Genomic DNA, 11,374 nt, shown 5'->3' with positions numbered 1-11,374 from the left:
TAGGCAGAGGCGCGTATCGCCGGCGTATGCGGCGGTCCGCGTTCGCCGGCGCCGAGGCGGACCGGGGGTGCGCCGCGGGCCTATCGCGGGCGTATCCGAATCCGCATACGCCGCCGCAACGGTGTTCCGGCTTCAGTGGGGCGTGGACCGCGGCAGGCCCTGCGGCGGTCGGTCTGTCGATTTGGAAAGGACCGTGGTCATGGGCTCGGATTCCGCACGCGGTATCGACCGGCGGCGGCTGCTCGGGTGGGGCGGGTTTGCGGCGGTCGGCGCGGTCGCGGCCGCCGCGTCGCCGGCGGGCGCCCGCCCCGGCCACGCCGCCGCCACGGGACAGCCGGGACAACCGGGGCGGTACCGCCCGGCCTCCACCGACTCCGACATCCCACCCGAGACCCGGCCCGGCGGAGCCTACGACCGGTACGTGGCGGAGCTGGCCGCCGAGGGCAGATTCTCCGGCGTGGTGCTGCTGTCGCACCGGGGCCGCACGGTCCTGTCGCGCAGCCACGGCATGGCCGACAGGAAGAAGGAGATCCCCAACCACGAGGACGTCGCGTTCAGCCTCAGCTCGGCGGGCAAGCCGTTCGCGGCGGTGGCCGTCCTGCAACTGGCACAGCAGGGCAGACTGGGGCTGTCGGACACGGTGGGCACCCACCTGACCGGCTTCGCCGCGGACATCGCCGACAAGGTGAACATCCACCACCTGCTGACGGGCACCTCCGGGCTGGGCAGCCCGGACGAGGACGTGGAGCGCGTCTTCGAGAGCCGGGACGAGGTGCACGAGTACTACGAGCGGCGCGCCCGGCAGGCGGAGCTGGTGGGCACCCCGGGCACCCCGCGCGCCGCCCACGCCGAGGCGGAGGTCACCATCACCGCGCTGATCGTGGAGGCCGTGGCCGGCACGACGTACTGGGACTACGTCGAGGAGCACGTCTTCGGGCGCTGCGGCATGACCGGCTCGGCGTTTTTCACCCGGCCGGAGTGGCTCACCGACGAGCGCATCGCGCATCCGTACATGACGCTGGCCGACGGCAGCCAGGTCGACGCCGTCCGCAACCTCGACAAGGGCAGCCCCCGCTCGGAGGTCCTCGGCAAGAACCCGGGCCGCGCCTTCATCGACGCCCCCGGGGACGGCGGCTTCGCCACCGCGCCGGACCTGGTCCGGTTCGCGCGCGGCCTAAGCGACGGCACGCTCCTGGACCGGCCCTGGGCCGACGTGCTCACCGGGGCCAAGATCCCCCGCAGAGGCGCGTCGTTCGGCGCCTACGGGATTCCGGTCTCCATCGTCGGCGGCCAGTGGCAGTACCAGCGCGCCGGAGGCAACCCCGGCGTCGCCGCGAACTGGACCGTCTACCCCGACACCGGCTGGGTCGGCGTCATCCTCGGCAACATCGACGGCGTGCCGCTCCAGGACCTGATCGGGCAGGAGACGCAGGCCATCACCGGGATCGCGCCCGAGGGCGGGCCGGGCGGCGGGGCAGGTGGCTGAGGGGATCCGGCGGCAGACCCGGCGAGAAGCGGAGGCAGCGTGATCATCCAGGGGTGGCACCACCTGTTCGGTACGTTCACCGGTGTCGTCCTCGTCACGGCGGCCGCCCTGCCGGTGGCCGCGTCGGCGGTGGTGGTCCTGGTGCTCCGCCGGAGGGCCGCCGGCGCCACGGCGGCGTGGCGGACGGCGCTGGCCGAGGTCGGCATGGTCTACGGGACGGTGCCGTGGGTCTGGATGATCCTGCTGCCGGGCGGCCGGGCCGAGACCGCCCCCGCCCGGGTGAGCCTGGTGCCGCTGCGGGACCTCCTCGACATCCTCGCGGACACCCCCGTGACGGTGGCGGTCCAGATCGGCGGCAACCTGCTGGTGTTCGCGGCGCTGGGGTTCTTCGCCCCGATGCGGTTCGCGGCGGTGGCGTCGGTGCCGCGCGTCCTGGCGCTCGGGGCGGGCTGCTCGGTCCTGGTCGAGACCGCGCAGTACGTCCTGCGGCTGGACCGGGTGTCCTCGGTGGACGACGTCCTGGTCAACGCCGCCGGAGCCGCACTGGCCGCACTGGCGTCGCGCCGCTGGTGGCGCACCACGGCCGGAGCGGCGCCAGGCGGAGTGCCGTCGGGCCGTCACCGGCGGGAGGTCCGGCCCCTCGCCGGTGGACCGCCCCGTCGGTGACCTAACGGGACGCGCGCGGTGCGCGGGCGGCGCCGGTCATGAAGGCGCGCCGCGAGGCGGCGGACGCGGCCAGCGGGGCGGGGCGCGAGCGGCCGCTGCGGGCCTCGGGGCTCTCGCTCTCCTCTTCGCCTCCGCCCGGGTTCGACGGCACCTTGCCGCCCTTCTTGCAGCCCGAACCCGAGCGGCCCGCCCGGGCCGCCAGGGTGTTGAACGGGTCGAGCGATCCGGCGACGGCCGCCGCCGCGACGGCTCCCTTCAGCAGGGCGCGGCGTCCGTTGCTGTCGGCCATGGGTGTCTCCTTTGACACGAGGGGTGCGCGCCTTTCCGCGCGGTGCGAGGGGATGGTAGCGAGACCTTCCGCCGGTCCGCTTCCCCGACCCCCACCCCGGCCCCCCCCGGCCGTTCCGCGGATCCCCCGCCCTCTTCTTCGGTTCCCGCCCCCCTGGCGCCGTCTCGGAATATAGTTTAAATTTCAACTGTTGGTGGCCGATGACGGCGACACCACCACACACGAGAGGCCCCACCATGGATGTGCGCCCCGCGGGGATCCACCACGTCACCGCGATCGCGAGCGACCCCCAGGCCAACGCCGACTTCTACCTCAACGCGCTGGGCATGCGCCTGGTCAAGAAGACGGTGAACTTCGACGCCCCCGACACCTACCACCTCTACTACGGCGACCGCGCGGGCAACCCCGGCACCGTCATGACCTTCTTCCCCTGGCCCGACGCCCCCCGCGGCCGCATCGGCGCCGGGCAGGCCACCACCACCTCCTTCTCCGTGCCCGAGGGCTCCCTGGGCTGGTGGCAGCGCCACCTCGCCTCCCTCGGCGTGGAGGCCACCCGGCCCGCCGAGCGGCTGGAGGAGGACGTGCTGGCCCTGCGCGACCCCGACGGCCTGCTCATCGAACTCGTCGCCAGCGCCGACCACCACGACACCGACCCCTGGGACGGCGGCGCGGTGCCCGTCGAGCACGCCATCCGCGGCATCCGCGCGGTCACCCTCACCGAGCACGACCTGGAGGGCACCGCCGACATGCTCAGCGGTACCCTCGGCTTCCACCTCGCCGCCGAGACCGGCAACCGCTACCGCTTCCACACCACCAAGTCCGCCGAAGGCGTCGGCACCGTCGTGGACGTCCTCGCCGACCCCCGCGCCCGGCGCGGGCTCGTGGCGGCCGGCACCGTCCACCACGTCGCCTACCGCGCCCCCGACCAGCCCACCCAGGTCGGCTGGCAGCGCAGCCTCGCCGAGGAGGGCGTCGGCGTCACCGAGATCCGCGACCGCTCCTACTTCACCTCCATCTACTTCCGCGAGCCCGGCGGCGTGCTGCTGGAGATCGCCACCGACGGCCCCGGGTTCGACTACGACGAGCCGCTGCTCCAGTTGGGCCGCGCCCTCAAGCTCCCGCCGTGGCTGGAGCCCAACCGCGCCCAGATCGAGCGCCACCTGCCCGAACTGCGCGTCGGCCCCGCCGACGGCCCCGCAGCCGCCGCCCAGGAGTAACAGGAGCCAACCGTGAGCACCCCGTTCCACCACGTGTTCCTGCCCGCCACCGAGCCGGGGCGCCCCGCGCTGCTCCTGCTGCACGGCACCGGCGCCGACGAGCACGACCTGCTCGACCTGGGCCGCACGCTGGCCCCGGGCGCGGCGCTGCTGTCGCCCCGGGGCCGGGTCAGCGAGAACGGCGCCAACCGGTGGTTCCGCCGGCTGCGCGAAGGCGTCTTCGACGTCGACGACGTCATCGCCCGCACCCACGAGCTGGCCGACTTCGTCACCGACGCCGCCGCCGAGCGCGGCATCGCCCACCAGGACCTGGTGGCGGTCGGGTTCTCCAACGGCGCCAACATCGCCGCCGCCACGCTGCTGCTGCGCCCCGGCCTGCTGGCCGGCGCGGTGCTGCTGGCCGCCGCCGCGCCCCTCCAGGGCCGCGAACCCGACCAGGTCGACCTCACCGGCACCCGGGTGTTCCTCGGCGCCGGCCGCGCCGACCCCGTCACCCCCATCGACCAGGCGCGGCTGCTCGCCGACCAGCTCGGCGCGCGCGGCGCCGACGTGCGCCTGGCCGAGCACCCCGGCGGCCACGCCCTGCCCGCCCCCGTGCTGGCCGCCGCCCGCGACTGGCTGGACACCTCCGGCCTGGGCGGGCAAGACCCCCGGCCGGGGCGGGCCGGGTGAGTACGATGGCGGCCATGGACGCCATCAGGTGGCTCAACGCGCAGGAGCAGGCCACGTGGCGCAGCCTCCTGCGCGCCTACTCCCGCATCGAGCGCCTGCTCGACCACGACCTCCAGGCCAGCAACGGGCTCAGCCTGGTCGAGTACGGAATCCTCGTCACCCTGTCGGAGTCGCCGGAGTCGCGCATGCGCATGCGGCTGCTGGCCGACAGCGTCATCGTGTCCAAGAGCCGGCTCTCCCACCAGATCGCCCGGCTGGAGCGCGCCGGCTTCGTGCGGCGCGAAACCTGCGAGGAGGACCGCCGCGGCGCCTGGGCGGTCCTCACCGACGACGGCCGCGCCCTGCTGGAGGCCGCCGCGCCCGGCCACGCCACGCTCGTGCGCGACCGGGTCTTCGACCGGCTGACCCCCGAGCAGATCCAGCAGTTGGGCGCCATCATGCGCGCCCTGGAGCCCGACGACGACGCGCCCTGAACCGGGGGCGGGACCGCGCGGCGGCCCCGCCCCCGCCCCCGCCTCAGGGCCGGCGGCCCAGGTAGGCCAGCATCCGCTCCTGCGGCGAGGCCGACTCCGGCACCTCCACCGCCGGGCCGCACACGCCCTCACCGCGCAGGTTGTCGCCCAGCGCCAGCGCGGTCTCGTGCACCCACGCCACGTCCTGCGCCGGCATGGTCTCGTCCTGCCCGGTGGCGCGCGCCAGGTCCCAGGCGTGCACCACCAGGTCGATCCCCAGGAACCGGTCCAGGGTGGCGCCCACGCTCGTGCGGCCCAGGTAGCCGTCGTACTCCACGGCGGCCTTCGCCGGGTCGTCCAGCAGCGCCTGCACGGCGTCGCGGGCCTCGCGCCAGGCGCCGACCGGGTCGTCCTCGACCGAGGCGGTCAGCTCCACCTCCAGCCCGCCCCAGCCGGGCAGCATCCGGTGGTTGTCGATCATGTGCCGCAGCACGTCGCGCGCGCTCCACCCGGCGCACGGCGACGGGGAGTCCCACCGGTCCGGGGGCACATTCTCGACCCGGCGGGTGAACTCAGCGGCGCGAGCGCGGTAGCGCTCGCCGATGTCGGTGGTGGTCGTCATGGATGCCAGCCTCCCGCCCCGCCCGCGGCGGTGTCGTGTACGGATCGGACACGGGCAGCACCCCGCCGCCCAGCGCCGCGCCCGCCGGCCCCGCGCGGCGCCCCGCCAGCTCGGCGGGATGGGCGCCGCCGATCGCGCGGGCCTCGCGGTACAGGTGCGACTGGTCGGTGAACCCGGCCAGGTGCGCCAGCCCCGCCAGGTCGGCCGGCGCCCCCGGGTGGCGGGCCAGGCGCAGGAACCGCTGAAGGCGCAGGATCCGCCGCAGCACCGAGGGGCCGTAGCCGAACGCCGCCACGCACGCCCGGTGCACCTGGCGCCCGCTGACCCCCGCGGCGGCGGCGATCGCGTCGACCGTGGCGGCGGGGTCGGCCGCCAGCAGCTCCGCCGCCGCACCGGCCACCGGGTCGGCCGCCGGCGCGCGCTCCGCCCGCCGCCGCACGAACCCCTCCAGCGCCGCCACCTGCTCCCGCGGCGCGGCCCCGACCGCCTCCAGGCGGTCGCGCAGCAGCCGCTCGGCGCGCGCCCCCAGCAGGTCGGCCAGCTCCACCCGCCGGTTCAGCGCGGCGGGGACGTCCATGCCCAGCACGGCGCCCGCCCGGCCCGGCCGGAACCGCACCCCCACCGCCGGGGTGTCCGGCGGCAGCTCGAAGGTCCAGCCGGTGGTCTCGGGCGCGCACACCACCAGCCGCCGGCCCGCGATCCACAGCACGTCCACGCAGCCGTCGGGCACCAGCCGCTGCGGGCCGCTGATGCGCGCCGTCCAGGACAGCCGCAGCACCCCGGCGAGGTCGCCGGGCGGCGGGGCGATCGCGTACCGGGTCACCGTGCTCCCTTCGCTCCCGTCGCAGGTCGGCGGGCATGCGCCGCCGCCTCCACTCTAGGCACCCGCCGCCCGGGCGGCCGACCCCGGTCCCGGCGGTGGCGGCACCGGGGGCCGTACCGCACACTGGGTCGGATGACCCGCGCACGGCACAGGGGGAGCACAGCGCACATGCCCGGACCCAGCGAGGCGCAGCCGCGCCTGCTCGCCATCAGCGACCTGCACGTCTCCCACGGGGAGAACCGCGACGTCCTCGACGGCCTGCGGCCCCGGTCGCCGGGCGACTGGCTGATCGTGGCCGGCGACGTCGCCGAGATCCCCGCCGACGTGGCGTCCGCCCTGGGCCTGCTGCGCGAGCGGTTCGCCGAGGTCGTGTGGGTGCCCGGCAACCACGAGCTGTGGACCACCCCGCGCGACCCCGGCCAGACCCGCGGCGTGGAGCGCTACGAGCACCTGGTCGAGCTGTGCCGCGGCCTGGGCGTGCACACCCCCGAGGACCCGTTCCCGGTGTGGCGCGGCGCCGGCGGGCCGGTGACCGTGGCCCCGCTGTTCACGCTCTACGACTACACCTTCCACCCGCCGGGCACCGCCACCAAGGAGGAGGGGCTGGCCTACGCGCGCGGCACCGGGGTGGTGTGCACCGACGAGTACCTGCTGCACCCCGACCCCTACCCCGAGCGGGAGGACTGGTGCCGCGCCCGCCTGGAGTACTCCGAGCGGCGGCTGGCCGAGATCTCCGGCCCCACCGTCCTGGTCAACCACTGGCCGCTGGTGCGCGAACCCACCGACGTGCTGTGGTACCCGGAGTTCGCGCAGTGGTGCGGCACCGTGCACACCGCCAACTGGCACACCAAGTACAACGCCGCCGCCGTGGTCTACGGCCACCTGCACATCCCTCGCACCACCCACTACGACGGCGTGCGCTTCCAGGAGGTGTCGCTGGGCTACCCCCGCGAGTGGCGGCGCCGGCCCGTCCCCGCCGACCGGCTCCAGGTGGTCCTGCCCGCGCCCGGCGGCGACTGACCCGCCGCCGACGCGCCGTGGGCGGTCCGGGCAGGGGGGTTTCGGTCGGCGTATTGCGGACGGTGTGCAACCATCGGGCGGTCACCCGCGTCAGAGGTGCCACCACGCCCCGCAGCCGCGGCACGACCGCGCGCGGCGGGCAGCGCCACGTCCGCGTCCCTTCCCTGCTCCCCCCTTTTGGGACCTCCCTCCACAAGGTGGAAAGCGCACCGCAATGGCCAACCAGATCGAACAGCTTGAGGCGACCGTCAAGGGCACCCTCGCCGAGAACGACTTCTACTTCGACCAGGACAAGAGCATCGTCAAGGTGCCCGGCCTGTTCACCAGTTGGGCGGCGTCCACCATGCTGCTCATGCTCGCCGGGATCGCCGGGCTGCTCACCGCCCTGGTCGTCGCGTTCGTCGGCCCCGGCGAGATCGCCATGAGCGCCCTGGCCGTGGGCATGGTGTTCCTCGCCCTGTTCGGCTGGGCCAACCGGCGCCCCGGGTTCGAGGTGCGGCTGCTGCGCCAGACCGTGGCCTACAAGAAGGCGCTGCTGCCCTTCCACGCCGTCCGCCCCGAGTACATGTTCCTCCAGCCCGGCGACGGCGAGATCAAGCTGATCTTCCGCGGCGGCGGGATCAACAAGGAACTGGCCACCTTCCGCCAGCGCGAGGAGGCCGCCGCCCTGCGGCTGCGCCAGCTCTTCTGGGAGCTGTTCTCGGCCACCGACGTGCGCGGCATCGGCACCTACGGCAGCACGCTGACCCCCACCCAGTGGTGGATCATGGGCACCTACGCGGTGTTCGCCGAGGTCAACGGCCAGCAGTTGGACCGCTTCAGCGCCGAGACCTCCGCCGGGCGGGCACTGGACGCCGTCACCGCCAAGCGGATCCTGGCCTCCGCGTGGTCCACCGAGACCGCCGACCAGCTCCTGGCCAACGTCGAGTCGCTCATCGCCCACGGCCACCGCGAGGACTTCTCCCAGAGCGCGGCCGTGGCCGCCCTGCCCCAGCCCGTCCGCGACGAGCACGCCAACCTGCTCGCCTGGATCGCCGACCGGCTCGCCGCCGGCGACCGGTTCGGCGCCGAGCCGCTCGACGGCGCCGTGCGCCGGCTGCTGTTCCTGCGCCACGGCGCCGAAGGCCAGCACCACGCCCGCCTCTACGACGCCTTCGTCGCCGGGCTGCGGCCCCAGCCCGGCAACCCCGACTCCCCCGCCCTCGCCGAGATCGGGCACCTGCTCACCCAGCTCGCCACCGACCCCGCGTTCGCGCGGGAGGAGGCCGACCGGGTCGCCCTGCTGGCGGGCCACCCCGCCGCCCACGTCGCCAACAAGCACATGATCTGGGACTACGCCCGCGCCATGATGCTGTACCGGTGGGGCCACCAGGCGGGGTGGTTCACCGAGGAGTACTGCTGGGAGCGCATGCTGCCGCTGGCGCGCGACATCCAGCGCCACTACGACTCCTGGACCGAGATGGCCGGCTACTACCTCAGCGGGCGCCGCCTGTGGGCCGGCGGCACCCCCGACAACCAGGACCGGTTCGAGAAGGCGTACGAGAAGCTGCGCACCGACGTGCGCAGCCCCTGGAACATCGTCGACTGGCACCACCCGCTCCAGCGCGACTGGTAGCCGCCGGGGGCGCGGCCCGGGCCCTCACCGCCCGGTGTCGCCGCCGCCCAGCCCCGTGTGCGCCGCGCAGAACGCCAGCACGTCGGCCTGGAGGGCGATCCACCGCGACGCCGAGCGCATGCCGTGGCCCACGTCGGACTCGCACCGCAGCAGCACCGGGCGGGCGCCCGGGGTGGCCGCCGCGGCGTCCTGGAGCGCCGCCGTCAGCTTGCGGGTGTGCATGGAGTCCACCCGGGCGTCGGTGCGCGGGCAGGTCAGCAGCACCGCCGGGTAGCCGGCGCCCGGCCGCACCCGGTGGTAGGGGGAGTAGGACAGCAGGGTGTCGAGCTGGTCGGGGTCATCGGCCGTGCCGAACTCCTCGCGCCACATCCGGCCCAGCCCGAAACCGGGGTAGCGCACCATGTCGGTGAGGGCGTCGGACACCACGGCCGCCGCGAACAGGTCGGGGCGCGCGGTGATCGCGGCGGCGGCCATGAGCCCGCTGTGGGAGGCGCCCTTGACGGCCAGGCGGTCGGGCGCGGTCCAGCCCTGGTCCACCAGCCACTCGGCGGCGGCCAGGAAGTCGGCGATGGCCGTGGGCTTGTTGGTGCCGCTGCCCGCCGCGTGCCAGGCGGTGCCGCCCTCGCCGCCGCCGCGCACCCCCGCCACGGCGTAGACTCCGCCCGCGCGCACCCACGCCAGGATGGTGGGGGAGTAGCCGGGCACGCTGGAGGCGCCGAACCCGCCGTAGGTGGTGAGCACGGCGGGCCGGGGGCCGTCGGCCGGGTCGCCGGAGAACACCAGGTGCATGCCCACCCGGGTGCCGTCGGCGGCGGTGTAGACCACCTGGCGCACTTGCGGCGCGGCCGCCGCCGCGCCACCGCCGTCGCCGCCCTCGGCGGCGGGTGCGGGCGGGGCGCCCTCGACCGGCTCGGGCACGCACCGCCGCTCCCGCAGGTCGAACCGGTACACGGTCGGCGGGGTCACGAAGTCGGTGTAGGCGAACCACGCCCGGTCGGAGTCGGGCGGCGCGGCCATGCGGCGGACCGACCCGGACCCCGGCACGGGGACATCACACACGCGGGCGCCGTCGTGGCCGTGCAGCGCCAGCTCGCTCAGCCCCTGCCGGGTGCGGTTCACCAGCAGGCACGGCGCACCGGTGTCGGGGTCCAGCAGCGGCACGGCGTCGTCGAGCACCGCGCCGGGCTCCTCGGGGATCAGCGTCCGCCAGGACCGGGCCGCCGGGTCGTCGGGGTCGACCGCGCAGACCCGCCCGAACGGGGCGTCGAGGTCGGTGACGGCCAGGACCAGCGGGCCGGGCCCGAACTTCAGCACCGCCCGCGCGCCGTCGCGGTCGCCGTCGTGCAGCACGCGCGGCCGGGCGCCGGGCTCGGGCACCACCAGCAGCGTGTTGCCGGAGGTCACCCCGCTGGAGGTGGTGATCATCAGCCACGGCCGGGCGGGGGCGGACTTGATCGCCAGGTGCGGGCGGTCGGTGGCGAAGACGGTCTCGTCGTCGGCGGGGTCGGTGCCCAGCCGGTGCAGCAGCACCCGGCGCCCGCCCTCGGAGTCGGGCAGCGTGTAGTGGAACCCCAGGCCGGTGGGCAGCCACGCCACGGGCGTGGGCCGCGCCAGCGGGATGGGGGAGTCCACCGGAGTGCCGTCGGCGACGCGCAGCAGGCGCAGCTCGGGGCGCTCGCTGCCGCCGCTGGAGACCTGGTAGGCCAGCACGGCGCCGTTCCACGACGGCCGCCAGGAGTCCAGGGTGGTGCGGGCGCCGGGGTCCAGCGCCAGCGGGTCGACCAGTACGCGAGGCGCGGCGCCGGGGTCGGCCACCATGAGCACGGGCAGCTCCTGGCCGGGGGCGCGGCGCAGGTAGAACCGGCGGCCGCGCCGCAGCACCGGAGGTGAGGAGACGGGCACGGTCAGGGCGCCGACCCCGGTCAGCCCGGTGAGGTCGCGGTGGAGGGCCTCGCGCAGCGGCCAGGTGGCGCGGTGGCGTTCCAGCAGCGCGGCCTGGCCGGCCAGCCACTCGGCGCACTCGGGGGTGGAGTCGTCCTCCAGCCAGCGGAAGGGGTCGGCGACCACGCGCCCGTGGATGCGGTCGGTGTCGTCGCCGCGCCGGGGGGCGGGCGGCCGCATCGCCACGCGGTCGGAATCGGAAACGGCCACGGATGCCTCCTGTGGTGGGTGCGGGAAAACGCGCTCGGCGAAGGGCGGCGGTCCCGGAAAAGGACGGAACACGCGGATGGGCGGCGGTCCGCGCCGCGCCGAAAGGCTCAGCCGAGCCCGGCCTTTTCGCGGCAAGATTCCCGGGCGCGCGGGTGAGGGTCGCAGGAGCGGCGGGCGAGCGGGTTTCCGCTGGACGGACCGGGCAAACGCGGACTCCCTCCACCGGGGCGGGCGCCGGGCGGACACTGTGCGGACCAGTGAATGGGACCGCGAATCGAATGTCAACCGCGGGGTGGGCAAATGCCGCGCAACCCCATTTAAACCGGAAAAGAGCAGAGAACGTAGAACCAACCGGAAATCG

The 11,374-nt window shown here is 75.3% G+C and carries 11 protein-coding genes; 7 read left to right on the top strand and 4 right to left on the bottom strand.

The window, feature by feature from the left end; translation table 11 throughout:
• Positions 1-199 precede the first annotated feature (199 nt).
• Both LG943_RS12170 and LG943_RS12165 read left to right on the top strand, forming a co-directional pair.
• Positions 200-1,486, top strand: a complete 1,287-nt coding sequence (locus LG943_RS12170) for a serine hydrolase domain-containing protein (protein ID WP_270072361.1) — start codon at positions 200-202, stop codon at positions 1,484-1,486.
• Between the two features lie 39 nt (positions 1,487-1,525).
• Complete coding sequence (locus LG943_RS12165) at positions 1,526-2,152, top strand: VanZ family protein (protein WP_270072360.1); 627 nt, start codon at positions 1,526-1,528, stop codon at positions 2,150-2,152.
• A gap of 1 nt (position 2,153) precedes the next feature.
• On the opposite strand, the gene LG943_RS12160 is transcribed toward LG943_RS12165, so the two are convergent.
• Entirely contained in the window at positions 2,154-2,441 is a 288-nt protein-coding gene (locus LG943_RS12160) for a hypothetical protein (protein WP_270072359.1), read from the bottom strand.
• Between the two features lie 236 nt (positions 2,442-2,677).
• Here LG943_RS12160 and LG943_RS12155 point away from each other — a divergent pair, with 236 nt between their 5' ends.
• The 3 genes from LG943_RS12155 to LG943_RS12145 are packed head-to-tail and all read left to right on the top strand — an operon-like array spanning position 2,678 to position 4,803.
• On the top strand, positions 2,678-3,658 hold the full coding sequence (locus LG943_RS12155; RefSeq protein ID WP_270072358.1) for a ring-cleaving dioxygenase: 981 nt from the start codon (positions 2,678-2,680) through the stop codon (positions 3,656-3,658).
• A 12-nt stretch (positions 3,659-3,670) separates the two neighbouring features.
• Positions 3,671-4,330, top strand: a complete 660-nt coding sequence (locus LG943_RS12150) for an alpha/beta hydrolase (RefSeq protein ID WP_270072357.1) — start codon at positions 3,671-3,673, stop codon at positions 4,328-4,330.
• Between the two features lie 5 nt (positions 4,331-4,335).
• Entirely contained in the window at positions 4,336-4,803 is a 468-nt protein-coding gene (locus LG943_RS12145; RefSeq protein WP_270072408.1) for a MarR family winged helix-turn-helix transcriptional regulator, read from the top strand.
• 43 nt (positions 4,804-4,846) lie between these two features.
• On the opposite strand, the gene LG943_RS12140 is transcribed toward LG943_RS12145, so the two are convergent.
• Complete coding sequence (locus LG943_RS12140) at positions 4,847-5,404, bottom strand: TIGR03086 family metal-binding protein (RefSeq protein ID WP_270072356.1); 558 nt, start codon at positions 5,402-5,404, stop codon at positions 4,847-4,849.
• Positions 5,355-6,227, bottom strand: a complete 873-nt coding sequence (locus LG943_RS12135) for a helix-turn-helix domain-containing protein (protein ID WP_270072355.1) — start codon at positions 6,225-6,227, stop codon at positions 5,355-5,357. Before LG943_RS12135 ends, LG943_RS12140 begins: the two co-directional genes overlap by 50 nt.
• 168 nt (positions 6,228-6,395) lie before the next feature.
• Here LG943_RS12135 and LG943_RS12130 point away from each other — a divergent pair, with 168 nt between their 5' ends.
• Both LG943_RS12130 and LG943_RS12125 read left to right on the top strand, forming a co-directional pair.
• Entirely contained in the window at positions 6,396-7,247 is an 852-nt protein-coding gene (locus LG943_RS12130; RefSeq protein ID WP_270072354.1) for a metallophosphoesterase family protein, read from the top strand.
• 214 nt (positions 7,248-7,461) lie between these two features.
• Positions 7,462-8,862: a DUF1266 domain-containing protein gene (locus LG943_RS12125; RefSeq protein WP_270072353.1), complete on the top strand. Its 1,401-nt coding sequence runs from the start codon at positions 7,462-7,464 to the stop codon at positions 8,860-8,862.
• A gap of 24 nt (positions 8,863-8,886) precedes the next feature.
• Here LG943_RS12125 and LG943_RS12120 read toward each other — a convergent pair whose 3' ends face one another.
• Positions 8,887-11,013: a prolyl oligopeptidase family serine peptidase gene (locus LG943_RS12120; RefSeq protein WP_270072352.1), complete on the bottom strand. Its 2,127-nt coding sequence runs from the start codon at positions 11,011-11,013 to the stop codon at positions 8,887-8,889.
• Positions 11,014-11,374 lie beyond the last annotated feature (361 nt).

The sequence above is a fragment of the Streptomonospora mangrovi genome, assembly GCF_027604915.1.
Taxonomy (GTDB): Bacteria; Actinomycetota; Actinomycetes; order Streptosporangiales; family Streptosporangiaceae; genus Streptomonospora; species Streptomonospora mangrovi.
This window is presented reverse-complemented; position numbering and strand designations above follow the sequence as displayed.

Bases quoted from the DNA above. Each gene is read 5' to 3' on its own strand.
- LG943_RS12170 (WP_270072361.1), top strand. From the start codon at position 200: ATGGGCTCGGATTCCGCACGCGGTATCGACCGGCGGCGGCTGCTCGGG.
- LG943_RS12160 (WP_270072359.1), bottom strand. From the start codon at position 2,441: ATGGCCGACAGCAACGGACGCCGCGCCCTGCTGAAGGGAGCCGTCGCG.
- LG943_RS12155 (WP_270072358.1), top strand. From the start codon at position 2,678: ATGGATGTGCGCCCCGCGGGGATCCACCACGTCACCGCGATCGCGAGC.
- LG943_RS12145 (WP_270072408.1), top strand. From the start codon at position 4,336: ATGGCGGCCATGGACGCCATCAGGTGGCTCAACGCGCAGGAGCAGGCC.
- LG943_RS12140 (WP_270072356.1), bottom strand. From the start codon at position 5,404: ATGACGACCACCACCGACATCGGCGAGCGCTACCGCGCTCGCGCCGCT.
- LG943_RS12130 (WP_270072354.1), top strand. From the start codon at position 6,396: ATGCCCGGACCCAGCGAGGCGCAGCCGCGCCTGCTCGCCATCAGCGAC.
- LG943_RS12125 (WP_270072353.1), top strand. From the start codon at position 7,462: ATGGCCAACCAGATCGAACAGCTTGAGGCGACCGTCAAGGGCACCCTC.